Here is a 26249-nt window from a genome sequence, read left to right as displayed (position 1 = left end):
TGCTTTAGAGCATGATGTGTTTTTTATTTTCAAGTAGTTTTAAATATGATGTATTAATTTCTCTTTCAGTTAAAAGATATATCACATTTGTTTAAATGTGATATACAATTAAGTTGTTAGAAAAGGAAGAGGTATGCTATACTATTTTTGTGAAACAAATTGCACAGAAAACTTATCATTTGTTAAAAAATAAGGTATGATGGATAAAAATAAAGTGAAGCTTTCTAAGTATAATATAATGTGGAAAGTGAAGAACTTCACGCTTTTTAAGGTGTGTATATATTTTATCTCTAGAGTGGTAGGAAAGTAGAGGGGGAAAATCATGACAAAGCTGCAACGTATTCAAAAAGTATTGGTAGCTAACCGTGGAGAGATTGCAATTCGTGTGTTTCGAGCTTGTTCGGAACTTGGATTAAAAACAGTTGCAATCTATTCGAAAGAGGATAGTGGTTCTTATCATCGCTATAAAGCCGATGAGTCCTATTTAGTTGGGGAAGGAAAAAAACCAATTGATGCTTATCTAGATATTGAAGGCATTATTGAGATTGCAAAAAGTAATCATGTAGATGCAATCCACCCTGGATATGGTTTCTTGTCAGAAAATATTCAATTCGCGAAACGTTGCGAAGAAGAAGGAATTATCTTTATCGGTCCGAAAAGTAAGCATTTAGATATGTTTGGAGATAAAGTGAAAGCAAGAACACAAGCGCAGCTAGCACAAATTCCAGTTATACCTGGTAGTGATGGTCCAGTAGATTCATTAGAAGAAGTCGAAAAATTTGCTGAAAAGTATGATTACCCGATTATTATTAAAGCGTCCCTTGGTGGTGGCGGTCGTGGTATGCGTATTGTGCGTACTAGTGAGGAATTAGGAGAATCATATAATCGAGCAAAATCAGAAGCGAAAGCAGCCTTTGGTAATGATGAAGTTTACGTCGAAAAATTCGTTGAAAAACCTAAACATATAGAAGTACAAATTTTAGCAGATGAAGAAGGCAATGTTGTTCATTTATACGAGCGTGACTGTTCTGTACAACGTCGTCATCAAAAAGTTGTAGAAATAGCACCGAGTGTATCACTTTCAGATGATCTGCGTCAGCGTATTTGTGATGCTGCTGTGAAGTTAACAAAAAATGTAAACTATTTAAATGCAGGGACAGTAGAATTCCTTGTAAAAGATGATGAGTTTTACTTTATTGAAGTAAATCCACGTGTTCAAGTAGAACATACGATTACAGAGATGATCACAGGAGTGGATATCGTTCAATCACAAATTTTAATAGCTGATGGACATGCATTACATAGTAAAATAGTAGGTGTTCCGAAGCAAGAGGAAGTGGTTGTACACGGATTTGCAATCCAATCTCGGGTAACAACTGAAGACCCACTAAATAATTTTATGCCGGATACAGGAAAAATTATGGCGTATCGATCAGGCGGTGGTTTTGGTGTGCGTCTTGATACAGGAAATAGCTTCCAAGGTGCAGTTATTACACCATACTACGATTCTTTACTTGTAAAAGTTACAACTTGGGCACTTACTTTTGAGCAAGCTGCTGCAAAAATGGAACGTAACTTAAAAGAATTCCGTATTCGTGGTATTAAAACAAATATTCCATTCCTAGAGAATGTAGTAAAACATAAAAACTTCTTATCAGGAGAATATGATACTTCGTTTATTGATGTGTCACCTGAACTATTCTTGTTCCCGAAACGTAAAGACCGCGGAACGAAAATGTTAAATTATATTGGTTCAGTAACAGTAAATGGCTTCCCAGGAGTAGGGAAAAAAGAAAAGCCAATATTCCCAGATGCTCGTATTCCATGTTTAAAACATTCAGAGCCAATCCAAAATGGAACGAAACAAATTTTGGACGAGCGTGGAGCAGATGGATTAGTAAAATGGGTACAGGATCAAAACCGTGTACTTTTAACGGATACAACATTCCGTGATGCACATCAGTCATTACTTGCAACTCGTATTCGTACAAAAGATTTACATCAAATTGCAGAGCCAACAGCGAGAATGTTACCAAACCTATTCTCAGCTGAAATGTGGGGCGGTGCAACGTTTGATGTCGCGTATCGTTTCTTAAAAGAAGATCCATGGGAACGATTACTAGATCTTCGTGAAAAAATGCCGAACGTTTTATTCCAAATGTTACTACGTTCGTCAAACGCAGTTGGCTACAAAAACTATCCAGATAATTTAATTCAAAAATTTGTGGAGTGTTCTGCTCAAGCAGGCATTGATGTGTTCCGTATTTTTGATAGTTTAAACTGGGTAGAAGGTATGAGAGTTGCAATTGATGCTGTACGAGATACTGGTAAAATTGCAGAAGCAACAATGTGCTATACAGGAGATATTCATGATCCATTACGTAGTAAATATGATTTGAATTATTATAAAAACTTAGCAAAAGAGTTGGAAGCATCGGGAGCTCACATTTTAGGTATTAAAGATATGGCTGGCTTACTAAAACCAAACGCAGCATATGATTTAGTTTCAGCATTAAAAGAGACGGTATCGATTCCGATTCACCTGCATACGCACGATACGAGTGGAAATGGTATATTAACGTATACGAAGGCAATTGAAGCAGGGGTTGATATTGTCGATGTAGCAGTGAGTTCTATGGCTGGTCAAACGTCACAACCGAGTGCGAACACATTATTCTATGCACTAGGTGGAAATGAAAGACAACCAGATGTTAATATCGATTCTTTAGAAAAGCTATCTCATTATTGGGAAGATGTACGCAAATACTATGCACCGTTTGAAAGTGGTATGAATGCACCTCACACAGAGGTATATATGCATGAAATGCCAGGTGGACAGTATAGTAATCTTCAGCAACAAGCGAAGGCGGTTGGTTTAGGAGATCGCTTTGATGAAGTGAAAGTAATGTACCGTCGTGTGAATGACATGTTTGGAGATATTGTAAAAGTAACACCGTCATCAAAAGTTGTTGGCGATATGGCGTTATTTATGGTTCAAAACCACCTGACAGAACAAGATGTTTTAGAGCGTGGACATGCTTTGGACTTCCCTGGATCTGTTGTTGAAATGTTCTCTGGTGATTTAGGTCAACCGTACGGTGGTTTCCCGAAAGAATTGCAAAAGATTATTTTAAAAGGGAAAGAGCCGTTAACAGTAAGACCAGGTGAACTACTAGAGCCAGTAGATTTCGACGCGTTAAAAGAAGAATTATTCCATAAACTTGGACGCGAAGTAACAATTTTTGATGTAGTTGCATATGCATTATATCCAAAAGTATTTATGGACTATGAAAAAGTTGCTGAGCTTTATGGAAATGTATCTGTACTTGATACACCGACATTCTTCTATGGTATGAGGCTAGGTGAAGAAATTGATGTGGAAATTGAACAAGGTAAGACATTGATGGTTAAACTTGTATCAATTGGAGAACCACAGCCGGATGGAAATCGTGTCCTTTACTTGGAATTTAATGGTCAACCACGTGAAATTGTCGTGAAAGACGAGAGTGTGAAAGCAACAGTTGCACAACGTGTGAAAGGAAACCGTGAAAATCCAAATCACATTAGTGCAACAATGCCAGGAACGGTAATTAAAGTAGTTGTAAAAGAAGGCGATGAAGTGAAAAAAGGCGATTCTATGGCAATTACAGAAGCGATGAAAATGGAAACGACAGTTCAAGCGCCGTTCAATGGTAAAGTGAAAAAAGTATATGTTAACGATGGTGATGCAATTCAAACGGGTGATTTACTTATTGAATTAGATCACTAAAATAAAAAAAGAGCTGTGTAAATACAGCTCTTTTCTTTATTGCAAAAAATCCCTTGCCGAATTGGCAAGGGATTTTAGTTTTAAATTATTTTGTTTGTTTAGAAGTTGATCCGGCTTCTTTTGCATTCACTTTACTTCTTGTTCCTAACATAACTAAATAGCATAGTACGGCAAACAAGCAAGAAATGAATAGAGAATGTAACAATGCCATTGCTAAACTAGCGTTTGTAAATACAACTAAAATTCCTACTACAGCTTGAAGTGTAACAAGGATAAATGAAATGATCCATCCCCAATATACTACAGGTTGCTGTTTGTAATGACGAATAGCAAGAATCATCGCGTAAAGTATCCAAGCGAAAATTAACATTGCTGCAACTCTATGGCCCATTTGAACCCATTCATGTAGTTGAGTTGGCATAGGTCTGTTTTTGCTACATAAAGGAAAGTCTGGACAGGCTAAGCTAGCTCTTTCGTGACGTACTAAAGCACCTGTGTAGACGACGATATAACTGTAAATTGTTACACCATAAATATGAAATTTCATTTTTTTGTCCATAATAAGAGAACGTGCATCAAATTTTTGGTCAATTTCAAAGATAAGACACGTTAATAAAATGACAGAAGCAAATGAAATTAAGGAAATACCGAAATGGATAGCAAGTACAGCTGGCATTTGTCCCCAAACAACTGCTGCTGCTCCCATTAATGCTTGTGCAACTAAAAATACGAAGGATAAAATTGCTAACGTTTTTGTTTCACGCACATGTTTATAATATTTCCAGGACAAAATACAAAGGAGAGTGACAAGAATTCCAGCTGATCCTGATGTTAATCGGTGGCTAAGTTCAATAATAGTTTCCATTGATAAATTAGATGGAACAAATTCACCGTTACAAAGTGGCCATGATTTACCACAACCTTGACCAGAACCTGTTTTTGTAACTAAAGCGCCTCCTAATAAAACTATTAATAAATCAAGGCTTGTAATGACTGCTAACCATTTAATAAAGCGTTGCAATCTCTTTCACCATCTTTCTGCTATGAAGTTATTGCGAAATATTTTCATTCCATTATGTATAGAATAAAACGCGCTAGTTCCTATGATATATAAAAAATAATAAAATAGCAAAGAAATGGAGGGGAAAGGAAAGGGGGAGAAAATAGGTGTAAAAACAGGGTTTCTAAGGAAAAATTTAGGTGAAAAATAGGCTATTTTGAAAAGAAATGGGGAGAATACGTGTTAAATAGGATAAAATAGTTTATTATAGAAGGTAACATCATGTTATGATAAGGACAAGTCAGAATGAAGTTTTTTTATATTCGACACAAAAAGTTCATGTTTTCTTCACAAAATGTTCGGGAAATATGATTTAATATATTGGAGTATGGGCGTAGATTAGTAGTAGAATGGGTTAACAATGTTTCTACTGTAATAATATTGCTATATAGAAGCGAATTATTTCATTTGAAATAGGCGCAAAAAGAAAGATGAAAGTTTTAAGAGGGGGTTAGAGTGATGAACCATGCAACAAGTGAGCTGCATGATGAGTCCGCTGTTACAAGTGTACCGGAAACAACTCGGATACAAGATTTAAAAGCACTCGTTAAAATGGGGATTGTAAACTCAAATACACTTACTGTATTTACAGGATTTTGGTTGGCATTACACTTTAATGGATTAAGTGTAATGGACAATCTGGATAAGTTATTCTTTACAATCGTTGGTTCTGGATTAGTTATGGCAGGGGTATGTTGTTTAAACAACTACATTGATCGAGACATCGATCCATTAATGGAAAGAACAAAGACCCGTCCAACGGTTACTGGAAAGTATAAACCAGGATTTGCACTTACATTTGGACTAGTCATATTACTTCTTGGTTTTGTATTTTTATTATTAACAACACCAATGGCAGTCTTAATGGGATTTATTGGTGCTTTCACATATGTTGTTCTATATAGTTTATGGACAAAGAGAAAGTATACACTAAATACTGTTGTAGGTAGTATATCTGGTGCAGTTCCACCTTTAATTGGATGGGCAGCAATTGATCCATCTTTAGGTCATCCAATTGCTTGGATGTTATTTTTAATTATGTTTATTTGGCAAATCCCACATTTCCTTGCATTAGCGATGAAACGTGTTGATGAATATCGAAATGCAGGAATTCCAATGCTTCCTGTAGTTCATGGATTTGAAATTACGAAACGCCAAATTATGATTTGGACAGTATGTTTATTACCACTACCATTTTATATGAGTGGACTAGGGATAACATTTATGGTAATTGCAACACTGCTTAACATCGGATGGATCGCTTTAGGATTTTATGGATTCCGTAAGAAAGATGACATAAAATGGTCTGTGCAAATGTTTGTTTATTCCCTAAATTATTTAACAATCTTATTTGTATCAATGATTGTAGTTACATTCTTCTAAGACAACGACATAATTGGATTTCTTTACGTTGAGATTTACTTTACTTAACTATAAAGTACAATCTAATTCACAAGGAAAGTGGGGGTTGTTTGTATGAAGAAACAGTGGCGACTGCTTTCGTTCGTTTCACTGCTGGCTTTACTGTTAGGGGGATGCGGTAAAGCCTTTCAATCTACTTTAATTCCGCAAGGAGAAGTAGCAAAAATGCAATATGATTTACTTCTACTGGCAAGTGCAATTATGGTAGGAGTAGTACTAGTAGTTACTATTATTTTCTTGTATGTAATTGTGCGTTTCCGACAAAAGAAAGGTCAGGAAGATTATATTCCAGAGCAAGTTGAAGGAAATCACAAGCTAGAAATTATATGGACAGTTATTCCGATTATTCTTTTACTAATCTTAGCTGTTCCAACGGTTACATATACATTCAAACTTGCTGATGTAAGTGCGATGGAGAAAAAGAATATTGATAAAGATACTATCGTTGTTGATGTAACAGCGAATCTTTATTGGTGGGAATTTTCTTATAAATCAGAAAAGATAGTAACTTCGCAAGATTTAGTCATCCCCACAGGTAAGAAAGTGTATTTAAATTTGAAGGGTGCCGATATTAAACACTCATTTTGGGTTCCATCTTTAGCTGGGAAAATGGATACAAATACAGACAATGTGAACAAAATGTGGTTAAAGGCAGATAAATCGGGCACTTATAATGGTTTTTGTACAGAATTTTGCGGCCCATCACATTCTTTAATGCAATTTAAAGTGAAAGCTTTAGATGAAAGCGAGTACAAAAATTGGCTTGCTGATATGAAGAAGATTGATGGGAAGAAAGAAGTAGCTTCAACAAAGGCGCAAGAGGGCCAAGAAATATTTAATAAAAGCTGTATTGGTTGTCACGCAGTTGGATCTAATGATAGTAGACCACCTTCCGCTCGTATCGCACCAAACTTAGCAAACTTTGCGGATCGCGATATGGTTGCCGGTATTGCCGAAAACAATGAAGAAAACTTAAAAAAATGGCTGAAAGATCCTGAAAATATGAAGCCAGGAAACAAAATGACTGGCAAATATGGCAACTTAACGGATGATCAAATTGATGCATTAAATGCATACTTACAAACGTTAAAAGTTGAAAAGTAAAGAGGGATTATTCGCGAAGGGGAGGTTGAAAACGTGAGTTCTGTAGCAAAAAAACAGGGGATGGGTGCTGTCATATGGGATTATTTAACGACAGTAGACCATAAAAAGATTGCCATTCTCTATTTAATTGCAGGTGGATTGTTTTTTGTAATAGGCGGAATAGAAGCTCTATTTATTCGCCTTCAATTAGCGATTCCTAACAACGCTTTTCTTGTTGGGGATGCTTATAATCAAGTATTAACGATGCACGGTACAACAATGATTTTCCTCGCAGCTATGCCACTCGTGTTTGCATTTATGAACGCCGCTGTACCACTTCAAATTGGTGCACGTGATGTAGCGTTCCCGTTTTTGAATTCACTCGGATTTTGGTTATTTTTCTTTGGTGGAGTATTTTTAAATTTAAGTTGGTTTTTAGGTGGAGCACCTGATGCAGGATGGACATCTTATGCATCTTTAGCTTTAGCCTCTAAAGGTCATGGTGTTGATTTCTATGTACTCGGTTTGCAAATCTCAGGTATTGGTACATTAATTGGAGGGATTAACTTCCTTGTCACCATTATTAATATGCGTGCGCCAGGAATGACGTATATGCGTATGCCGATGTTTACATGGACGACATTTGTAACATCTTCGCTTATATTATTCGCTTTTCCACCGTTAACTGTAGGATTAGGACTTTTAATGTTAGATCGTTTATTTGGAACAAGTTTCTTTAATCCAGCATTGGGTGGGAATACAATTATATGGGAGCATTTATTCTGGATTTTCGGTCATCCAGAAGTATACATTCTTATACTCCCAGCTTTCGGAATATTCTCAGAAATCTTCGCGACATTTTCGAAAAAACGATTGTTTGGTTATTCATCGATGGTGTTTGCGACTGTATTAATTGGATTTTTAGGATTTATGGTATGGGCGCATCATATGTTTACTGTTGGACTTGGTCCAGTTGCTAATGCTATTTTCTCAGTTGCAACAATGGCGATTGCGGTTCCGACTGGTATCAAAATATTCAACTGGCTCTTTACAATGTGGGGCGGAAATATTCGTTTTACGACACCGATGATGTGGGCAGTAGCTTTCATTCCATCATTCGTCATGGGTGGAGTTACAGGGGTTATGCTAGCATCTGCACCAGCTGATTATCAATTTCATGATAATTATTTCGTAGTAGCACATTTTCATTATGTAATCGTTGGCGGTGTTGTATTTGGTTTACTTGCAGGAGCTCATTATTATTGGCCACTGATGTTTAATAAAGTATTAAATGAAACATTAGGAAAGATAACGTTTTGGCTATTCTTTATCGGTTTCCATTTAACGTTCTTTATTCAGCATTTCCTTGGCTTGATTGGTATGCCACGCCGTTACTACACATATCTTGAAGGGCAAGGGTTGGAAATGGGGAATATGATTAGTTCTATCGGAGCGGTGTTTATGGCTCTTGGGACGATTGTTCTTCTATTCAATGTAATTAAAACGACAGTATCAAAAGAAAAAGCTGGTCGTGATCCGTGGGATGCACGTACATTAGAATGGACGATGCCAGCACCGACACCAGAATATAACTTTAAACAACTACCATTTGTTCGCGGATTAGATCCGTTTTGGATTGAAAAACGTGAAGGTAATAAAGAGATGACAGCAGCGGAACCAGTTGGTGATATTCATATGCCAAATCCTTCGTTTTCACCATTTGTCATTTCTTTCGGATTGTTTATAGCGGCATTTGGTGCAATGTATATGCAGGGCGGAAAAGATAAGTTCTGGTTATTAGTAGCAATTATTGGTTTAATCATTACATTTGGCGCAATGTTCCTACGTTCAGTAATCGATGATCATGGATACCATATTCATAAGGAAGATTTAGATGATAAGGGGGGCAAGGCATAATGCATGTAGATGAAAAATTAACGAATGAAACATTTCCAGCAGAGCCTGAAAAAGCAACCCTTGAAGGGAAAAATAAGTTTGTCGGTTTTTGGTTATTTCTTGGAGGCGAAACAGTGTTGTTCGCTTCCTTATTCGGAACATATTTAGCATTAAAGAATTCTACAAATGGTGGACCAACATCTCAAGAAATGTTCCAAATGCCACTCGTTTTCATTATGACGATGCTTTTATTAACGAGTAGCTTAACAAGTGTATATGCGATGTATCACATGAAAAACTTTAACTTTAAGAAAATGCAACTTTGGTTACTAGTAACTGTATTGCTAGGTTTAGGATTTTTAGGGTTTGAGATATATGAGTTTTACCATTATACACATGAATTTAAGCATACTATGAGAAGTAGTGCGTTTGGCTCTGCATTTTATGCTCTTGTTGGTACACATGGACTCCACGTATTGTTTGGGTTGTGTTGGATTTTAACATTAATCTTTAGAAATGCGAAGAGAGGTCTAAATTTATACAATGCACCGAAGTTTTATGTTGCATCGATTTATTGGCACTTTATTGACGTAGTTTGGGTGTTTATTTTCACTGTAGTATATTTAATGGGAATGGTGGGATAAACAATGGCGATAAAGCAAACGAATAATCCTAAAGTTGATCTTGTTTATCGGAAGAGAAAAAGTGCGGAGGAAATGAAGCATCAAGTTATTACGTTTGCATTAATGATTTTTTTAACATTAGTTGCATTTGTAGCAGTGGCGTATCCAAAAACTTTTAGTCCGACTTTCTCTGTGCCATTTATTTTACTATTAGCAGTGGTACAAGTAATTTTTCAATTGTATTATTTTATGCATATGAGCCATAAAGGACATGAAGCAGCAAGTTTCTTTCTTTACTCTGGCCTGCTAATAGGGTTAATTACAATTTTAGCTTTTATGACAATTGTGTGGATTTGAAAAGTGAAATATAAGGGAGCTTGTGTTGTCACAGCTCCCTCTTCATATTATGGGATAACCTTACGAAGGTAGGTGTGAAAATGAGTAACTTGTGGATATTTGGTTTTCAGGCTTTATGGAGTCCAATTTTTTTATTATTTATGCTTTCGATTCTTATTGGGTACTTCTTAATTATTGGACCTTATAGAATGCGATTTGAAAATGCGACGAAGGTAAGTAAGAAGCAAATTTTTTATTTTACGACTGGTATTGTTCTTTTGTATTTTGTAAAGGGAGGGCCTATTGATTTAATTGGCCATATTATATTTAGTGCTCATATGTTTGAAATGGCAGTCATGTATATTGCAGTTCCACCGTTACTGTTGCTTGGTATACCAACTTGGTTATATCGTTACATTACTTCTTTTAAGTTCGTTCAAATTATATTAAAGGTATTTGCTAAACCACTTATTGCGTTGTTTGTATTTAACGGCCTGTTTTCTTTTTATCATTTACCAGTTGTTTTTGATACGGTAAAACAAAGTCAAATTGCTCATCCTATTTGTCTCGCTATATTGTTTTTTACAGCAATCATGATGTGGTGGCCGATGTTAAATCCATTACCAGAATATCAAACGTTAAGTGATATAAAGAAACTTGGTTACATGTTTGCTAATGGTATATTATTAACGCCAGCTTGTGCGTTAATAATTTTTGCGACAGCCCCGTTATTTGCAACGTATACGGATCCGGCTGCTTGGATGAAAGCGATGGAACTATGTGTACCAGCGGGCACTTTATCAGATTTAAATATAACGGGACCGGAATTTTTGCACTGGATGCCAGTAGTACAAGACCAGCAAACTGGTGGTATCATAATGAAAATTGTCCAGGAAATAGTGTACGGTACAATTATAGGCTATGTATTCTTTAGATGGGCACGTAGAGAACGTGAAAAGGATAAGGAGCAGTTACAACAATTGCCGCCGTATTTACAAACTAAGTAAAAAAAGTGTATGGGATTCCATACGCTTTTTCTTTTTTAGTTTTAGCTTTTTATAAAAGATTGAATTTTCTAATTATTTATGTTAAGTTAGTGTAGGCGTGTACTAAAAGTGGATATAAAATTTACTACTAGCTTTCATACGTAATAATTCCATATGTAGTGCAAGTTTTTTAGAGAGTTACAAATATATATTGTTATCTTTAATAAATACGAACTATTTTAAGGGGGAATTTAAATGGGTAGTAGTGGAAGTATGGTAAAGCCGATTAGTGGTTTTTTGACAGCGCTAATTCAATATCCAGTACCAGTAGTAGAGTCACGTGCAGACATTGATAAACAAATTCAACAAATCATAAAAACAATTCATTCGACCAAATCAGGTTACCCAGGATTAGAATTGATAGTATTTCCTGAATATAGTACACAAGGGCTCAATACAAAAAAATGGACTACAGAAGAATTTTTATGTACAGTGCCTGGGCCAGAAACAGACTTATTTGCTGAGGCATGTAAGGAATCTAAAGTATATGGTGTTTTTTCAATAATGGAAAAAAACCCTGATGGTGGAGAGCCATATAATACAGCAGTTATTATTGATCCACAAGGTGAAATGATTTTGAAGTATCGTAAGCTAAATCCTTGGGTGCCAGTCGAGCCTTGGAAAGCTGGAGATTTAGGCTTACCTGTTTGTGATGGACCTGGAGGAAGTAAATTAGCTGTTTGTATTTGTCATGATGGCATGTTCCCTGAAGTAGCTCGTGAAGCAGCCTATAAAGGTGCAAATGTCTTGATTCGTATTTCTGGGTATAGCACACAAGTTAGTGAACAATGGATGCTAACCAATCGTTCAAATGCATGGCAGAATTTAATGTATACATTGTCGGTAAACTTAGCGGGTTATGATGGTGTATTTTATTACTTTGGTGAAGGACAAGTATGTAATTTTGATGGGACTACTTTAGTACAGGGGCATCGAAATCCTTGGGAGATTGTTACTGCTGAAGTATATCCAGAACTAGCAGATCAGGCTAGATTAGGATGGGGATTAGAAAATAATATATATAATCTAGGTTCAAGAGGATATGTAGCAACTCCTGGTGGGGTGAAAGAAAACCCATATACGTTTGTAAAAGATTTAGCTGAAGGTAAATATAAGGTTCCTTGGGAAGATGAGATTAAAGTAAAAGATGGATCTATTTATGGATATCCAGTAAAAAAAACGATTCATTCTTAGGGAAGGGAAATAAAACAAGCGCATCATATTGATGCGCTTGTTTTTGTTAATCAATAATTTGAAGTTCTTTTAACTCTTTTTCGACATTTTGTAGGAGTTGTTCACTTTTTTGAAGTACATTCGTTGGGAAAGTCTCATCATCGCCATATTCAACGCCGTGAGGATAATAATGTTTTCCTAATAAGGGAGGGAGTAGTTTTACTTCAGCGTGTCTACTGCCGATGTCACCTTCAACAGCAACTCCTTGCACTCGCAAATAATAAACATCATTTAATATTTCAAATTTATAATCGTATGTAACCCGTTCATAATCCCACTGTCCAGCAAGTACGAAGTGGTTGTTTTCCATGATTTCAGTTAAAAGAGTTAATTCAACGACGGCTCCATTAAATTTCGTATTTGTAAATTGCATATAATACCTCCTTTTTTAATGTTACACCATTATTTTTATAATAGTATGAATAATAAGAAAGTGCAATTCATATTGAGAGAAAAGGGATAATCCAGACTTTTTTCACAAAAATATGATATAGTGAAAAGAGTACGGTACACACAAAAAGAAAGAAAAGGATTTGTGTATATCTCAATTTTATGTTTTGTTCAGGAGGTATATCGTTTGAAGAAATTATTGCGTATCGTAATGATTACAATTTTAATTTTAGCTGTTGATTTATACGGGAAATTACTCGTTTCACAATATATATTAACCCCATCTCAATCAAAGCAAGAAAATAAAATTGTGAAAAAGAAAAAGAAAATTAAGGAAGACTCCTCAGACACTGTTTTAAATATGATTGGTGAAGACTCTGAAAATTTATTAGCGAAGTGGGGAGAACCCTCTCGAATAGAGCCATCTGCATACGGATATGAATGGTGGGTATACAATCAGGATTTAACTCAGTATGTTCAATTCGGAGTTTCTGAACGTAAAGTTATAACGGCGTACGCTGCTGGTGAACAAGTTAAGGTTCCACCTTATTATATAAATGAAAAATATGAAGAAGTATATAAAAAAAGTCCGCTTTCGCATGAAATTTCATTAAAAAGAGGGAAAAATAGTTATCAATTTGAACTATCTGATACCGAAGTCATGGAACAACCGTTAATACCTGTAGAAGATGGATGGGCGCAATTGTATTTTGATCAATTTACACATGAGCTTGTGGGTGTTCGTTATATGGATGATGAAACTTTATTACGCCAAAGACCGTATCAGCTCGTTTATTCAGGTGAATTAATAGCAGAACAACCATTGACTCCAGAAAAGATAAAACAAGTAGAAAATGGGAATATGCAACAAATTTTTGATTTAACAAATATCATTCGAAGTCGTCATAAATTACCATTATTAACATGGGATCAGGAAACGGCAGATGTTGCTGTTGGTCACAGTAAAGATATGAAAGACAATAATTATTTTTCTCATGACTCACCTACATTAGGTACGCTAGGAGATCGTTTGCAGCGCGGGAAAGTAGGATTTCAACTTGCTGGTGAGAACATAGCGGCGCAACATAGTGATGGAATTGCGGCAGTGCAAGGTTGGTTAAATAGTGAGGGGCATAGAAAGAATTTATTAAATGAACAATTTACAGGATTAGGTGTTGGTGTATACGATAAATTTTATACACAAAACTTTATTCGAAAATAAAGCGAAACTGTAAGCGGTGGGGTGTTACATCACCTAATTAGTTACTTCGTATTCACTGAATTGTAGGTGGGAATCTGACCGTATGCAAATAGCAGAAAAATAGGTGCATGAATCGTCTAAAAATAGGCGAACCATGCGCCTTTTTTTTCTTACTATATAGTAGATATACATGGAGAGGTGAGGATTATGCCAACAACAAAAGGGCCGTTACATCCATCGGTTCAACAGTTTAAAGAATTTGTAAACCATCACCCTAAAATGGTTCATGAGGTTAGAAGTGGTCACAAAACTTGGCAACAATTTTATGAAGAATGGTACTTACTTGGTGAAGAAGATCCAATATGGGCAACTTATAGACCGGATGGAGCGCCTGCGTTTTCTTCGGTAAAAGAAAATAAAAAAGAAAAAGATAATCGAACTGAAGAGGAAAAAACTGCTGATGTGATGGGGCAAATGCTTTCTTTTTTTAAAAAGTTGGACGTGGAACAAATGCAGAACCATTTAGCTAATGTGACGAGTGCTATTGGGAGCGTGCAACAAGTTATTCAGCAATTTCAAGGTAACCGTACGCAACAAGAACAAAGTACTTCAGAAAATAACCCGTTTTTCTTTCAAAAGGATTAGGGGGGAAAGATGATGAGAGCAGAAATTATGGAGTTTATAAAGGCTGATGAGGATTTATCTCGCTATATTAGAGAGCAACCGTACTGGTATAGAAAATTAACACGAAATCCTGAAGAAAAAGAGGCTTTTGAGTTAGCGGCGATGCAACATTTCAAAAAAACAATACCAGATAAAGTGGAAAAATTTCAAAATCAATTGGCTGTTGCTTCGATCATGATTGATATGTTTCAGTATATGAAGCAACAAAATGCAACCTAATTGCAAGTGAAAAATATGTCCGTCATGCAGAACTTTTGTTACAATAGAGATTGATTATTTAAAAAGGAGTTGCAGCATGACGGAAATTTGTTTAGTACGACATGGACAAACTGATTGGAATTTTCAAGAAATTATTCAGGGGCGAGAAGATATTCCGCTTAATGAAGTTGGTAAGAAGCAAGCGAGTCAAAGTGCAGCTGCTTTACAAGAAGAAACGTGGGATATCATTATAAGTAGCCCGTTAATTAGAGCGCAAGAAACGGCTAATGAAATCGCAAAGGCGGCTGGATTACAATCGATTTTATTAGATGATCGATTTGTTGAACGGAATTTTGGAGAAGCTTCAGGGAAGCCAGTTGCGACTGTTAGAGAGTTGATTGCTGAGGGTAAAGTAGAAGGTATGGAGCAAGATGAAGAGATTGTAGCTCGTTGCTTTGCTGCTTTAGAAGATGTTGCAACAACTCATTTTGGCAAACGTATTATTATTGTTGCTCACTCACACGCGATAAAAGCAATTTTACATGCCATTGAACCAGATGAAATTACATTTAAGACACCATTAAAAAATGCGTGTATTAGTTATGTGAAACAAAATAGTGGGAAATGGGATGTTCTTAAATATAATATAGCGGAACATATTAATGTATAAGTGTGTACGGATATAGTGTGAAAATAGTTTCATTATATCTTTCTTTTGAGTAAGTCACTTCAATTAGTAGTTCTAATCTAAATGTGGTATGATGGATACTCGGAGGTGTCTCTCATGATTGTAGCGACGCTAGAAAGCGTATTAATATTAGATAAGGCAGAGCAGCTTGCAAAAGCGATTATCTGTTCAGATATAGCAGAAGATTATCGTAAGTATTATAGAGAATTACATGAAGATATGGAACTTCAGACGTTAATTCAGCAATTTACAGCGATGAAAGAACGGTATGAGGAAGTACAGCGTTTTGGAAAATACCATCCTGACTACACTACCGTATCGATGAAAATGAGAGAATTAAAGCGTTCTGTGGACTTACATGATAAGGTTGCAGCTTTTAAAAGAGCAGAAACTGCTTTGCAGAAGTTATTAGATGAAGTTAGTGTAGCAATCGGTTCGGAAGTGTCTTCTTCCATTAAAGTGCCAACAGGGAATCCATTCTTTGATGCTGGTGGCTGTGGTGGAGGTTGTGGTACTGGCGGAGGTTGTGGTTGTAAAAAAACGGGGTGATGTACCCCGTTTTTTAGAAGTTGGAAGGAAACGTATACAGAGTTTGTCCTGTAATGTTATAAATTTCTGATTGGTTTTCATAGAATATAAAATATATGTTTTTAAAAGGAGAAGATGGAGAAGATTATGTTCGGGCAACGACAAAGTATGATTGTTTATTTACATTCATTGAAACATGCCAAGATTTTAAGGAAATATGGTAACATACATTACATATCAAAACGATTAAAATATGCTGTAGTATATTGTGACATGGAACAAATTGAGCATATGATGCATAAATTGAACAAACTTCCTTTTGTGAAAAAGATAGAACAGTCGTATCGCCCGTATTTAAAAACGGAATTTGAAAATTCCCGTCCTGATCGAGCAAAAGAATACGATTATAGCTAATAGAAAAAATCCCCTGCTAAATTTAGCGGGGGATTTTTTAATTGAAATAAAGTGTTATTTCATCGGAGGAATGAAATTGTTCATTCGTAAAATACCAATTAAATGATTAAAAAATAGTTCTTTTTCTGGGAAAGTTGTAGATGGCTTTACAGTAAAAGTAGCCACTTTTTTTCCGAGTTGCTCTGCCGTTTCTTCAAATAAAATGACACGTTTACTTTTTTTATTTTCAAATACAGGAATGCCTTCACGACATATGTATAATGGTTGGAAATCACCAGTAGTAGTTGGTTTTAATATTACAACAAGCGAACACACTTTTTTATCGTTTTTTATCGTTTCAAATTGTAACATATGTGCTATACGTTCTTGATTTGTTTTGGCAATTTCAAGTAATTCATATAAATCAGAGTAGCCTTCTCCGAGTTCTATAAAGCGTTGAATCATATTTTTTCCTCCTCTTTCTTTTACTGTACCATTTCACTTTTTAAATGAAAAGCACACAAAGAAAAAAAACCCTGCATAGCAGGGCCCTTCTTATACTAGCATGTACTAGTAAGAAGGCAAAGGGAGAGGAGAAACCGGAGGAAGAACTTATGGGGAAACGTAAGTCTTCTCCGCGGTTGGCAACAACATCGAAGGTGATGTTGTTATAATTATTTATGTCCAATCTAAATGAAGATATACATAATGAAATTAAATTTTATGTCAGGCTTTTTATTTTTCTTTTTTTTATTTTGTGATAGGATAAAAAAGATAAAGTGGAACTAATATACATATTGGATTCATATTAGTGAATGATGAGATGAATACATAAAAATAATGAGTGGTTATTTGATGCTGAGTTTTCTAATATTTTGGTGAATGTAATTTGTTAACGGTTACCGAAGTGGGAATGGCTTTCTATAATCGCTCGATAGATTGAAATAAAGGTAGTGACAACAGATGAGAGTAGTTTCAGGAAAATGTAAAGGACACCCACTTAAAGCGGTTCCTGGTAATACAACACGTCCAACGACAGATAAAGTAAAAGAATCTATTTTTAATATGATAGGTCCTTATTTTGATGGTGGTATCGCCCTTGATTTATTTGGTGGTAGTGGTGGCCTTGGAATTGAGGCTTTGAGCAGAGGGATCGATAAAGCGATTTTTGTTGATAGGGATAGTAAAGCGATAAAAGTAATTCATCAAAATTTAGAAAGTTGTAGAATACAGGAACAAGCTGAAGTATATCGAAATGATGCGGAACGTGCAGTAAAGGCGCTTATAAAACGTGAAATGTCATTCGATCTTATATTAATAGACCCACCATATAAAGAGCAAAAAATTGTATCTTTAATTAGTGTAATGGATCAACATGGATTGCTACATAGTGATGGATTAATTATGGCAGAGCATGGTAATGATGTGGTTTTACCTGATTCAATAGGAAAGCTTGTAAAAGTACGAGCTGAGAATTATGGGATTACTGCAATATCGATTTATAAGTATGAAGGTGAGGGGACAGAATGACAAGTATAGCTATTTCTTCAGGAAGTTTTGATCCAATTACCCTTGGGCATCTGGATATTATTAAAAGGGGAGCAAAAGTATTTGATGAGGTGTACGTAGTCGTTTTAAACAATTCATCTAAAAAACCATTCTTTTCAGTTGAAGAGCGATTAGAACTAATTCGAGAAGCGACAAAGGATATCCCGAATGTAAAAGTAGATTCGCATAGTGGGCTGTTAGTAGAGTATGCAAAAATGCGTAATGCAAATGCAATATTACGTGGTTTACGAGCAGTTTCTGATTTTGAATATGAGATGCAAATTACTTCTATGAATCGAAAATTAGATGAAAATATTGAAACATTTTTTATTATGACAAACAACCAATATTCATTTTTAAGCTCGAGTATTGTGAAAGAAGTTGCGAGGTATGGAGGCAGTGTAGTAGATCTTGTGCCTCCTATTGTAGAGCGTGCTTTAAAAGAAAAGTTTCAAACCCCGTTAAAGTGAACGGGGTTTTTCTTTATACGTGCGAAAAAATAATAAAATAACATATAAATATAGACAAAATAATGTGAAAATTGGTCCGTAATGTATAAAAGATGTCCAAATTTCATGTAGTATAGAAGGATGCTTGGATAAAAATACAGGAATATCTTTTTGCATAGGTGAGAAAGAACTTACTTTCTCATAAAATGGTGTCCAAAATATAAATGTAAAAATAGGGGCAAGAATACTTTGAATAATTCGTGCGAAAAAATAGGGTTTAAATCGGATGTCTGTTTCAGCTAATATGCTAGCAACTTGTGCCTGAATAGAAAGACCGCTAAATGCTAAAATGAAGCTTGTTACCATAGCTTGTTGTAAGAGGGGTGTTTCATTTATTTGACTAATCATTTGGCTTCCGAGTGTCATTTCGAAAACACCTGATAATATAGGTATACTAAAATCTGTACTTAGTTGGAAGAATGATAAAATATGTTGCATAATAAAAGAAAGAGCTGCTGTAATGTGGAATACAGTAATCATTTTATTTAACACAGAGAATAAAATAATAAATCCGCCAATCATAAGTAATGTTTGAATAGAAGAAACGATAGCATCCCCAAGTAATTTACCGATTGGTCTTTTTTCTTGTAAGCGTGTCTCGTGAAGAATTAAAAAAGGGTTTTGAAAGCGGCGTTTTTTTGTAGTGTGTGTATTATTTTTGTAAGCGGTATTATGGCCGTAAAAACGCATAATTAATCCGACAGCAAAGTTACTTAAATAATGGGCAGCCGCTAATATAATCCCTAATTTCGGATTATTAAAAAAACCGATAGACACAGCACCGAAAATAAAAAGTGGATTAGAAGAATTTGTGAAAGAAACGAGGCGCTCCGCTTCAATCTGAGTTAAAAGGTTGCTTTTTCGTAGTCTAGCGCTTAGTTTGGCGCCTGCAGGGAAACCTGAAGCCATTCCCATTGCCCAAACGAATCCACCTATCCCTGGAACGCGAAAAAGTGGGCGCATGAGTGGTTCTAATATAACGCCAATAAATTTTACAACACCGATACTAATTAGAAGTTCCGCAATGATGAAAAACGGTAGTAGTGAAGGGAATACAACTTCCCACCATATATTTAACCCGCGAATAGAAGCTTGTAAAGCGGCTTGGGGGTGGAGTACAAGAGAAAAGGTTAAAAAAAGCGTTGATATGGTAAGGAAAGCGGTTTTCCATTTTTCATACATGTAAGTAAATCCCCCTTTGTCCCAAAAAACGTTCATTTCAGTATACGTGGATACGTAGTGAATTTAGACCATAAGTATGAAAAAGGAATGAAAAAAATTAAAGGGTGAGAAAAATGAAAGAACCAAAGATTGGTTTAGCACTTGGGTCTGGAGGAGCGAAAGGGTTTGCTCATATTGGTGTAATAAAGGTTTTAAGGGAAGCTGGTATCCCTATTCATATGATTGCAGGAAGTAGTATGGGGGCGCTAATAGGTACGTTTTATGCGGCAAGTAGTAACGTTGAAAGATTGTATAAATTGGCATCTGTTTTCAAGCGGAAGTATTATTTAGATTTCACGGTACCGAAAATGGGATTTATTGCTGGAAAACGTGTCAAAGATATGATTAAAATGTTTACATATAATAAAAATTTAGAAGAGTTAGATATCCCGACGGCTGTTGTGGCTACTGACATATTGAAGGGGGAAAAAGTGGTTTTTACAAGTGGACCAGTTGCAGATGCGGTGAGGGCTAGCATATCTGTTCCTGGAGTGTTTGTACCAGAAAAAATAGATGGACGATTATTAGTGGATGGTGGGGTTATTGATCGTATCCCAGTATCGGTTGTGAAAGAATTAGGGGCCGATATTGTTATCGCTGTGGATGTGTCTCCAATTAAGGTGAATGGCGATGTTACGTCCATTTATGACGTAATCATGCAAAGTATAGAAATTATGCAGCATGAGCTTGTAATGAATCGGCAAATTGCATCGGATTTAATGATGCGACCAGCTGTAGAGCAATTTAGTTCACGTGCTTTTACAAACATTGAAGACATTATTCGAGTTGGAGAAGTAGAAGCGGAAAAACATGTTTCAAATATTTATTTATTAATTGAGCAGTGGAAGGAGAAACATAATGTTTAAGCGTTTTCGGTTTATATATGCAATCTTAATAGGGGTTATATTGGCGATGTTACTTGTTTACGTGCGTTTACCGTATTATGTAACAAAACCAGGAATGGCTGCCAAATTAGAGCCTTACGTTCAAGTTGAGGGTGGAACGAAAGAATCTGGTGATTTTATGCTTGTTACGGTTTCAATGGGACCCGCAAATGTGGTGAATTTAATAGCGGCACAGTTTAATAAATATACACATATTTCAAAAGCGGAAGAAATATTGCAAAAAGGTGAGAGTAATGAAGAATATCAATTTCGCCAAAATTATGCGATGAAAGATTCACAAAATGCAGCAATTTATAATGCATATAAACGTGCAAATCGCTCCGTTTCTTTTGAAAATAAAGGTGTATTAGTTGCTGGTGTGGCAAAAGGAATGCCGTCAGAAGGAAAGCTTAAGCTTGGTGATGTTATTATAGCTGTTGATGGAAAAACATTTGAAAAGACGGAGCAATTTATTGAATATATGACTGGGAAAAAAGAAAGCGATGCTGTAAGTATTGAGTACATGAGAAATGGAAAACAATTGAAAGAAAATTTAAATGTAAAGACGATTCCTAATGGGAATGGACGTGTCGGTATAGGTGTTTCTATCGTTACGGAAAGAGAATTAGTGGTCGATCCGAAAGTGAAAATTAATTCTCATGAAATTGGTGGACCATCCGCAGGTTTAATGTTCACATTAGAAATATATAATCAACTTGTGGAAGAAGACTTAACAAAAGGACATGAAATAGCTGGAACAGGTACAATTAATGAAAAAGGAGAAGTTGGCCCGATTGGTGGTATAAATCAAAAAGTGGTGGCTGCTAGCGATGCTGGGGCTGAGGTGTTCTTTGCGCCAAATGAAAAAGGAGCGGAGAAATCGAACTATAAAGATGCACTTGAGACTGCAAAGGACATTAAAACAAAAATGAAAATTGTACCAGTGGATACGCTGAATGATGCGTTAACATATTTAGAAAAGATGGATAAGGAAAAAGCCTCTCTGAAATAGAGAGGTTTTTTATAGGAATTTTGTAGTTGTTTCATCATAGCGAATAGGATGGTGTGTTATATCCTGTTTTAATAGTTGCGTGCGTAACGGTTCGTGCATGATGGAGAAATATACAGAGTTTGCTTTTTTCTCTATATCTAAAGCAGCATGGTCAAATGTTTTTGTATGAGTAAGGATTGGAAGTTCGATTTTTTTCTTGTTTTTTGAAAGATAAGTTTGTCCTTTTTGTGACATGCCTAGCAGGCGGATATATGGTGCATGTTGTTCTATATTTGCGCTACGTATTTCCTCTTTTGTTGTGTTTGTTAAAATGTGTGTACAAGCTCTTTGTAGTCTAGTCCATGTATAACGTTTTGTTTTTAATGCTTCCATGAATGAATAGAAGGAGGAACTGTTTTGTATTTTTGATAAAATACGATGCTCTAAACCTTCTTCTATTTCATATATATGTCGTAAGTCTCCTGAAGACATTGTCATGAGTTTATATTTAAAAAATGAAAAGTATTGTTCCCAATTATGTAATATCCCGTAGTTTTGTTTGTAATTTGCTAAAAGCGAAGTGGTTGCCTGTGGGAGAAAAGGTTCAATTGTTGTAAATGATCCTTCTTCGCTAAAGAGTTGTTTCCGAATGCTTGTCGCGCTTGCAATATGTTGGTCATTAAATGTTTCATCATGATAATGAGAGGCGAATCTTTTTATAGTTTGAGCTTGTATAGAGCTATTTTGTGACAGAATTGCTTTCATATATTGGAAGCCTAAAATATTATTTGGTTGTGACATATCTATGTTTTTTTCGGATGTTAAAATGTGTGAGAAAGCATCCGATGTTGCTTTTGCATAACTATTTCCAGCGTCCATGAATTGTTTTACAAGGCAGTTAAAAGTCTCTTCTTCGTTTTTTTGTACGGAGATGGTATTATAAAAATTTTCGATTTGTCCATCCTCACTACCGAAACAAATTTCAGAAACACGTAGGGCATTTAAAATGGAAATAGCACCATTTGCGAAGGTTTCAGCCTTTTGTGTTGCAAAGACGTATGGAAGCTCTACAACAAGGTCTACGCCGTTTGCTAAGGCCATTTTAGTGCGATACCATTTGGAAATGAGTGCGGGCTCACCACGCTGTAAAAAAGGACCACTCATAACGGCAATTATTATATCGGATTGTGTTAACTTTTTTGTCTCTTGCACATGATAAAGATGACCGTTATGAAAAGGGTTATATTCAACAACAATACCACCAGCTTTTATGGTAATCTCTCCTTTCGATGTAGCATCTTTTTGAAAAACGTGATACTCTATATATTATTTACTATGATGACTTCATTATAGTGTAAAGAAAAAACATTGACAAATATAAAATGGCTAGCTATAATTTTGTTTGTTGCCTTGAGGTGATATGATATGAAATGGTCCATCCATCAATTGAATAAATTGAGAAATAAAGGATTGACATTGGATGAGATGGTAGATGTAAGTGAGCTAAAAGAGGTCGAGAAAGATATTCGTGAAATTAATCCTGTTCATGTAACGGGAAGAGTTGATTTTGGCTCCGGTAAGTTTACGTTTCATCTACACATAACTGGAAGCATGGTTTTACCATGTTCTCGTTCTTTAGTAGATGTGACATTACCATTTGACATTAAAACAACTGAGGTGTTCCAAACTTCACAAGAAGAATTTGAAACTGAAGCTGAAATTCATTGTTTAGAAGGAGAAGTACTTGACTTACTGCCCGTAATCAAGGAAAATATACTTTTGGAGATTCCAATGCAAATTTTCAGTGATGATGTTTCTGGTGGAGCACCGACGCAAGGTCAAGACTGGCAAGTGATTTCGGAAGAAGACAAAGAAAAGACTGTTGATCCAAGATTGGCAGGACTTGCAAAGTTTTTTGACAAATAATCGGAAGACTGGTTCAGGCCTTCATATGAAAATAACTATTTCTTTTAAGGAGGTGGGAAGAATGGCTGTACCTTTTAGAAGAACTTCTAAAACAGTAAAAAGAAAGCGTCGTACGCATTTCAAATTATCAGTACCTGGTATGGTAGAGTGCCCAAGCTGTGGTGAAGCGAAATTAGCTCACCGTGTATGTAAAGCATGCGGTACTTACAAAGGTAAAGAAGTAATCAGCAAGTAATTGCAGGAAAATAAACGCAGAAGATATCTTCTGCGTTTATTTTTTTTGTCTTAATCTTTAGTTGTTGTATTCTATCTTTTCTAGTAACTGCATATGCTTAATAAAAAATGCATAGGGAGGACTAGAGAAATGGCGACAACAAGACAAGATGCTTGGACTGATGATGAAGATTTGCTTCTGGCAGAAGTAGTACTCCGGCATATTCGAGAAGGTGGAACACAACTTTCTGCCTTTAAGGAAGTGGGGAAAAATTTATCTCGTACACCAGCAGCATGTGGATTTAGATGGAATTCTTACGTAAGAAAGCAATATAAAGAACGTATTGAGGAAGCGAAGCAACTTCGTAAAGTAGAAAATTATGAAGTGAAAGAGACAAAGGTGTTAGAACCTACTTCAATTACGTTGAATGATGTTATTGATTTCTTGCAAAATTATAAAGATGAAAACTCTTTAACGGTGTTGCAACAACAAGTTGAATCATTACAAACAGAAAGAGAGCGTCTTCTGGAGCGATTATCAGTATATGAGGAAGAGTATAGAACATTGCTTGATTATATCGATCAAAAAAGAAGTGTAATGGTAGCGGAAAGAAACAATGCTCGCTCGACTGAGAAGTTAGAGAAGCTTAAGAAATAAAAAAACAGCTGTTATACAGCTGTTTTTTTTATTTCTTAAGCCGATTCTTCATTTGTAACCGCATTCAAATTTGTTTCTGGATGCCAAATATAAAAATCTCCATCAGTTACTGATACAGGGCTGAAATTTAATTTATCCCAAAAACCAGCCGAATGAATACGCGCTATCGTTTTAATAGGAAATTGCAGTTGTTTCGCATGATTTACAAGCATTTGTCCGAATCCTTGTTTTTGAAAAGTTGGTAATACTTCAAGTTTATAAAGTTCTAGGTAAGGACCTGTAATTTCGAATGGTTCTCCGCCGTTTCTTTTCATATATAGACTCATACGTGCGATTAGTGATCCACCATAATAAATACCGTAAAATGGAGATTCACTGTCGTTTTCAATAATGTTTGCTTGCAATTCTTCCAGCATAGATAGTTCCTGGGCTCCGCACCCTTTAAATTTTTTGAATTCATCTAACGTTTTATAATTGATGAGCAAGCGCTCAACTTTTGGGAATCCCATTACATCACATCCTTTTCTTATCTCGTTGAATGCAGAAAAGTAAAAATATTTATAATAATAGTATAACTCATTTTTTTATTTTTATGAAGAAGATAGTATATTTCTTTTATTATTTTTTTGAGGATTTGCTAAACTAAGAGTATAAGTGTATTAATAGGCAGTATATACATAGTGAAAAATGAGAGTGTATTTGTTTGGCAGAGGACAACGAAATTATAGGGCGTGCTCATGTACTTTAAAAAGATATGAAAAAGGGGGGAGGCAAGGGCGCTTAATGTGAATCCCTTGTGTGAAAATGAAAATTGGAATTGTCGGACCAGGTGCTATTGGTCTATTGTATACATTTTATTTACAAAAAAGTAACCAAGATGTTACGTTGTTTACAAGAACAGCTAAGCAGGCTGAAGAATTAAATGAAACAGGTGTAACTTGTATTAGAGATGGAAGATGGGAAACAGTATATCCAGCTGTTTTACCGATAGAAAGTATGGTAGCGCAAAATTTAGATTATATATTTATTGCTGTGAAGCAATATCATATAGATGACATACTACCGTTTGTGGAAGGTGCATCATCATTAATCTTTTTGCAAAACGGAATGTCGCATCTCCCAAGGATGCTGCAAATAGGGAGTGAAAATATAGCTGTTGGTATTGTAGAACATGGTGCGAAAAAAGAGGGAGGGCACATCGTTCATCATACTGGAGTAGGTGTAACGAGATTTGGAGTGGTTTGTGGCCAATCTATACATTTTAAAAAAATATTTCATTCTTTTCCTGTTGCTTATTTTCCAGTTCAAATAGAAACAGATTGGGAAGAAATTATGCGCAAAAAATTAGTAGTAAATGTATGTATCAATCCGTTGACAGCGTTATTGGGAGTAAAGAATGGTGAATTAATCACGAATCGTTTTTTTTATCAAATGATGGAGCAAGTGTTTCAGGAGGTCGCATTTCTTATTAGAGGAGAAAAAGAAATGGTATGGCAAATGGTACGAAATGTGTGTGAAGGAACGTCTCGTAATACATCCTCTATGTTAGCGGATGTAAGAGCGAATAGGCAGACGGAAATTAATGCGATTGTTGGGTATGTATTAGAAGAGGCTAAGAAACAGCAACGACCAGTTCCGACACTTCAATTTTTGTTCGATGCAATAAAGGGGTTAGAAACAAGAGTATAAGTGTTATTCTTTGCTTTTAAGTGAAACATTGACTACAATGTGGATTGGTGAGAGAACTGG

28 protein-coding genes are annotated in these 26249 nt (G+C 35.7%); 22 read left to right on the top strand and 6 right to left on the bottom strand.

Annotation, left to right across the window (positions count from 1 at the left end; genetic code table 11):
* The first annotated feature begins 322 nt into the window (after positions 1-322).
* The gene (gene pyc, locus QCI81_RS06695; protein ID WP_000164055.1) at positions 323-3769 is read left to right on the top strand and encodes a pyruvate carboxylase; all 3447 of its coding nucleotides are present in this window, start codon (positions 323-325) and stop codon (positions 3767-3769) included.
* Positions 3770-3854: 85 nt separating this feature from the next.
* On the opposite strand, the gene ctaA is transcribed toward pyc, so the two are convergent.
* Entirely contained in the window at positions 3855-4790 is a 936-nt protein-coding gene (gene ctaA / locus QCI81_RS06690; protein WP_001188740.1) for a heme A synthase, read from the bottom strand.
* Positions 4791-5288: 498 nt separating this feature from the next.
* Between ctaA and ctaB the strand changes: the two genes are divergently transcribed.
* From ctaB to QCI81_RS06655, 7 genes are all read left to right on the top strand, one after another.
* The gene (gene ctaB / locus QCI81_RS06685; RefSeq protein WP_001015053.1) at positions 5289-6212 is read left to right on the top strand and encodes a protoheme IX farnesyltransferase; all 924 of its coding nucleotides are present in this window, start codon (positions 5289-5291) and stop codon (positions 6210-6212) included.
* A gap of 93 nt (positions 6213-6305) precedes the next feature.
* A complete protein-coding gene (coxB, locus tag QCI81_RS06680) occupies positions 6306-7355 on the top strand; it encodes a cytochrome c oxidase subunit II (protein ID WP_000745273.1) in 1050 nt (349 codons plus the stop codon).
* A 60-nt stretch (positions 7356-7415) separates the two neighbouring features.
* Positions 7416-9251 (top strand): cytochrome c oxidase subunit I, encoded by a 1836-nt coding sequence (gene ctaD / locus QCI81_RS06675; RefSeq protein ID WP_153596374.1) that lies wholly within the window; start codon positions 7416-7418, stop codon positions 9249-9251.
* Complete coding sequence (gene ctaE, locus QCI81_RS06670; RefSeq protein WP_000557861.1) at positions 9251-9874, top strand: cytochrome c oxidase subunit III; 624 nt, start codon at positions 9251-9253, stop codon at positions 9872-9874. Before ctaD ends, ctaE begins: the two co-directional genes overlap by 1 nt.
* A 3-nt stretch (positions 9875-9877) precedes the next feature.
* Positions 9878-10210: a cytochrome c oxidase subunit IVB gene (ctaF, locus tag QCI81_RS06665; RefSeq protein ID WP_000985703.1), complete on the top strand. Its 333-nt coding sequence runs from the start codon at positions 9878-9880 to the stop codon at positions 10208-10210.
* A gap of 80 nt (positions 10211-10290) precedes the next feature.
* Entirely contained in the window at positions 10291-11196 is a 906-nt protein-coding gene (gene ctaG, locus QCI81_RS06660) for a cytochrome c oxidase assembly factor CtaG (protein WP_000069031.1), read from the top strand.
* A gap of 234 nt (positions 11197-11430) precedes the next feature.
* Positions 11431-12429 (top strand): formamidase, encoded by a 999-nt coding sequence (locus tag QCI81_RS06655; RefSeq protein ID WP_000535802.1) that lies wholly within the window; start codon positions 11431-11433, stop codon positions 12427-12429.
* 46 nt (positions 12430-12475) lie between these two features.
* Here the strand turns inward: QCI81_RS06655 and QCI81_RS06650 are convergent, their stop codons facing one another.
* Entirely contained in the window at positions 12476-12841 is a 366-nt protein-coding gene (locus tag QCI81_RS06650) for a YugN family protein (RefSeq protein ID WP_001160949.1), read from the bottom strand.
* 204 nt (positions 12842-13045) lie between these two features.
* Between QCI81_RS06650 and QCI81_RS06645 the strand changes: the two genes are divergently transcribed.
* From QCI81_RS06645 to QCI81_RS06620, 6 genes are all read left to right on the top strand, one after another.
* Complete coding sequence (locus tag QCI81_RS06645) at positions 13046-14080, top strand: CAP domain-containing protein (protein ID WP_353810644.1); 1035 nt, start codon at positions 13046-13048, stop codon at positions 14078-14080.
* 186 nt (positions 14081-14266) lie between these two features.
* A complete protein-coding gene (locus QCI81_RS06640; RefSeq protein ID WP_001143346.1) occupies positions 14267-14704 on the top strand; it encodes a YlbD family protein in 438 nt (145 codons plus the stop codon).
* Between the two features lie 12 nt (positions 14705-14716).
* Positions 14717-14962, top strand: a complete 246-nt coding sequence (locus QCI81_RS06635) for a YlbE-like family protein (protein WP_001200990.1) — start codon at positions 14717-14719, stop codon at positions 14960-14962.
* Between the two features lie 76 nt (positions 14963-15038).
* Positions 15039-15611: a histidine phosphatase family protein gene (locus QCI81_RS06630; protein WP_000134944.1), complete on the top strand. Its 573-nt coding sequence runs from the start codon at positions 15039-15041 to the stop codon at positions 15609-15611.
* A gap of 114 nt (positions 15612-15725) precedes the next feature.
* Positions 15726-16178 (top strand): YlbF/YmcA family competence regulator, encoded by a 453-nt coding sequence (locus tag QCI81_RS06625; RefSeq protein ID WP_000634366.1) that lies wholly within the window; start codon positions 15726-15728, stop codon positions 16176-16178.
* Between the two features lie 126 nt (positions 16179-16304).
* Positions 16305-16571 (top strand): YlbG family protein, encoded by a 267-nt coding sequence (locus QCI81_RS06620; RefSeq protein WP_002082261.1) that lies wholly within the window; start codon positions 16305-16307, stop codon positions 16569-16571.
* Between the two features lie 54 nt (positions 16572-16625).
* Here the strand turns inward: QCI81_RS06620 and QCI81_RS06615 are convergent, their stop codons facing one another.
* Entirely contained in the window at positions 16626-17015 is a 390-nt protein-coding gene (locus QCI81_RS06615) for a DUF7147 family protein (RefSeq protein WP_000616017.1), read from the bottom strand.
* Between the two features lie 498 nt (positions 17016-17513).
* On the opposite strand from QCI81_RS06615, the gene rsmD reads away from it, so the two are divergent.
* Both rsmD and coaD read left to right on the top strand, forming a co-directional pair.
* Positions 17514-18080, top strand: coding sequence for a 16S rRNA (guanine(966)-N(2))-methyltransferase RsmD (rsmD, locus tag QCI81_RS06610; RefSeq protein ID WP_001266976.1), 567 nt, complete (start codon positions 17514-17516; stop codon positions 18078-18080).
* Positions 18077-18568, top strand: coding sequence for a pantetheine-phosphate adenylyltransferase (gene coaD / locus QCI81_RS06605; RefSeq protein WP_000200601.1), 492 nt, complete (start codon positions 18077-18079; stop codon positions 18566-18568). Before rsmD ends, coaD begins: the two co-directional genes overlap by 4 nt.
* Here coaD and ylbJ read toward each other — a convergent pair.
* Positions 18560-19789: a sporulation integral membrane protein YlbJ gene (ylbJ, locus tag QCI81_RS06600; protein WP_000273089.1), complete on the bottom strand. Its 1230-nt coding sequence runs from the start codon at positions 19787-19789 to the stop codon at positions 18560-18562. The two genes, coaD and ylbJ, sit on opposite strands and share 9 nt — an antisense overlap.
* A gap of 113 nt (positions 19790-19902) precedes the next feature.
* On the opposite strand from ylbJ, the gene QCI81_RS06595 reads away from it, so the two are divergent.
* Together QCI81_RS06595 and QCI81_RS06590 are read left to right on the top strand one after the other, a co-directional pair.
* A complete protein-coding gene (locus QCI81_RS06595) occupies positions 19903-20694 on the top strand; it encodes a patatin-like phospholipase family protein (protein WP_000662590.1) in 792 nt (263 codons plus the stop codon).
* Positions 20687-21724, top strand: a complete 1038-nt coding sequence (locus QCI81_RS06590; protein ID WP_071729775.1) for a SepM family pheromone-processing serine protease — start codon at positions 20687-20689, stop codon at positions 21722-21724. Before QCI81_RS06595 ends, QCI81_RS06590 begins: the two co-directional genes overlap by 8 nt.
* Positions 21725-21733: 9 nt before the next feature.
* On the opposite strand, the gene QCI81_RS06585 is transcribed toward QCI81_RS06590, so the two are convergent.
* Positions 21734-22915 (bottom strand): nucleotidyltransferase, encoded by a 1182-nt coding sequence (locus QCI81_RS06585; protein ID WP_069356137.1) that lies wholly within the window; start codon positions 22913-22915, stop codon positions 21734-21736.
* A 213-nt stretch (positions 22916-23128) separates the two neighbouring features.
* Between QCI81_RS06585 and QCI81_RS06580 the strand changes: the two genes are divergently transcribed.
* The 3 genes from QCI81_RS06580 to QCI81_RS06570 all read left to right on the top strand — a co-directional run bounded on the left by QCI81_RS06580 (position 23129) and on the right by QCI81_RS06570 (position 24500).
* The gene (locus QCI81_RS06580) at positions 23129-23629 is read left to right on the top strand and encodes a YceD family protein (RefSeq protein WP_000872146.1); all 501 of its coding nucleotides are present in this window, start codon (positions 23129-23131) and stop codon (positions 23627-23629) included.
* Between the two features lie 61 nt (positions 23630-23690).
* The gene (rpmF, locus tag QCI81_RS06575) at positions 23691-23864 is read left to right on the top strand and encodes a 50S ribosomal protein L32 (RefSeq protein WP_001984764.1); all 174 of its coding nucleotides are present in this window, start codon (positions 23691-23693) and stop codon (positions 23862-23864) included.
* Between the two features lie 129 nt (positions 23865-23993).
* Positions 23994-24500, top strand: coding sequence for an RsfA family transcriptional regulator (locus QCI81_RS06570; RefSeq protein WP_000246469.1), 507 nt, complete (start codon positions 23994-23996; stop codon positions 24498-24500).
* Positions 24501-24535: 35 nt separating this feature from the next.
* Here the strand turns inward: QCI81_RS06570 and QCI81_RS06565 are convergent, their stop codons facing one another.
* On the bottom strand, positions 24536-25009 hold the full coding sequence (locus QCI81_RS06565) for an N-acetyltransferase (RefSeq protein ID WP_000506690.1): 474 nt from the start codon (positions 25007-25009) through the stop codon (positions 24536-24538).
* Positions 25010-25304: 295 nt separating this feature from the next.
* On the opposite strand from QCI81_RS06565, the gene panE reads away from it, so the two are divergent.
* A complete protein-coding gene (gene panE / locus QCI81_RS06560; protein WP_071729809.1) occupies positions 25305-26189 on the top strand; it encodes a 2-dehydropantoate 2-reductase in 885 nt (294 codons plus the stop codon).
* The last annotated feature ends 60 nt before the right edge of the window (positions 26190-26249 follow it).

Source organism: Bacillus cereus group sp. MG20 (assembly GCF_040459885.1).
Lineage (GTDB): Bacteria > Bacillota > Bacilli > Bacillales > Bacillaceae_G > Bacillus_A > Bacillus_A cereus.
This window is presented reverse-complemented; position numbering and strand designations above follow the sequence as displayed.

What these genes read in the sequence shown, in the direction of transcription:
- QCI81_RS06565 (WP_000506690.1), bottom strand. Translation starts at nt 25,009, where the DNA reads ATGGGATTCCCAAAAGTTGAGCGCTTGCTCATCAATTATAAAACGTTA.
- coaD (WP_000200601.1), top strand. Translation starts at nt 18,077, where the DNA reads ATGACAAGTATAGCTATTTCTTCAGGAAGTTTTGATCCAATTACCCTT.
- ctaB (WP_001015053.1), top strand. Translation starts at nt 5,289, where the DNA reads ATGAACCATGCAACAAGTGAGCTGCATGATGAGTCCGCTGTTACAAGT.
- QCI81_RS06640 (WP_001143346.1), top strand. Translation starts at nt 14,267, where the DNA reads ATGCCAACAACAAAAGGGCCGTTACATCCATCGGTTCAACAGTTTAAA.
- pyc (WP_000164055.1), top strand. Translation starts at nt 323, where the DNA reads ATGACAAAGCTGCAACGTATTCAAAAAGTATTGGTAGCTAACCGTGGA.
- QCI81_RS06580 (WP_000872146.1), top strand. Translation starts at nt 23,129, where the DNA reads ATGAAATGGTCCATCCATCAATTGAATAAATTGAGAAATAAAGGATTG.
- QCI81_RS06625 (WP_000634366.1), top strand. Translation starts at nt 15,726, where the DNA reads ATGATTGTAGCGACGCTAGAAAGCGTATTAATATTAGATAAGGCAGAG.
- rpmF (WP_001984764.1), top strand. Translation starts at nt 23,691, where the DNA reads ATGGCTGTACCTTTTAGAAGAACTTCTAAAACAGTAAAAAGAAAGCGT.
- QCI81_RS06635 (WP_001200990.1), top strand. Translation starts at nt 14,717, where the DNA reads ATGAGAGCAGAAATTATGGAGTTTATAAAGGCTGATGAGGATTTATCT.
- ctaD (WP_153596374.1), top strand. Translation starts at nt 7,416, where the DNA reads ATGGGTGCTGTCATATGGGATTATTTAACGACAGTAGACCATAAAAAG.
- QCI81_RS06615 (WP_000616017.1), bottom strand. Translation starts at nt 17,015, where the DNA reads ATGATTCAACGCTTTATAGAACTCGGAGAAGGCTACTCTGATTTATAT.
- QCI81_RS06620 (WP_002082261.1), top strand. Translation starts at nt 16,305, where the DNA reads ATGTTCGGGCAACGACAAAGTATGATTGTTTATTTACATTCATTGAAA.
- ctaF (WP_000985703.1), top strand. Translation starts at nt 9,878, where the DNA reads ATGGCGATAAAGCAAACGAATAATCCTAAAGTTGATCTTGTTTATCGG.
- panE (WP_071729809.1), top strand. Translation starts at nt 25,305, where the DNA reads ATGAAAATTGGAATTGTCGGACCAGGTGCTATTGGTCTATTGTATACA.
- coxB (WP_000745273.1), top strand. Translation starts at nt 6,306, where the DNA reads ATGAAGAAACAGTGGCGACTGCTTTCGTTCGTTTCACTGCTGGCTTTA.
- ctaE (WP_000557861.1), top strand. Translation starts at nt 9,251, where the DNA reads ATGCATGTAGATGAAAAATTAACGAATGAAACATTTCCAGCAGAGCCT.
- rsmD (WP_001266976.1), top strand. Translation starts at nt 17,514, where the DNA reads ATGAGAGTAGTTTCAGGAAAATGTAAAGGACACCCACTTAAAGCGGTT.
- QCI81_RS06590 (WP_071729775.1), top strand. Translation starts at nt 20,687, where the DNA reads ATGTTTAAGCGTTTTCGGTTTATATATGCAATCTTAATAGGGGTTATA.
- ylbJ (WP_000273089.1), bottom strand. Translation starts at nt 19,789, where the DNA reads ATGTATGAAAAATGGAAAACCGCTTTCCTTACCATATCAACGCTTTTT.
- QCI81_RS06650 (WP_001160949.1), bottom strand. Translation starts at nt 12,841, where the DNA reads ATGCAATTTACAAATACGAAATTTAATGGAGCCGTCGTTGAATTAACT.
- QCI81_RS06630 (WP_000134944.1), top strand. Translation starts at nt 15,039, where the DNA reads ATGACGGAAATTTGTTTAGTACGACATGGACAAACTGATTGGAATTTT.
- QCI81_RS06570 (WP_000246469.1), top strand. Translation starts at nt 23,994, where the DNA reads ATGGCGACAACAAGACAAGATGCTTGGACTGATGATGAAGATTTGCTT.
- QCI81_RS06655 (WP_000535802.1), top strand. Translation starts at nt 11,431, where the DNA reads ATGGGTAGTAGTGGAAGTATGGTAAAGCCGATTAGTGGTTTTTTGACA.
- QCI81_RS06595 (WP_000662590.1), top strand. Translation starts at nt 19,903, where the DNA reads ATGAAAGAACCAAAGATTGGTTTAGCACTTGGGTCTGGAGGAGCGAAA.
- ctaG (WP_000069031.1), top strand. Translation starts at nt 10,291, where the DNA reads ATGAGTAACTTGTGGATATTTGGTTTTCAGGCTTTATGGAGTCCAATT.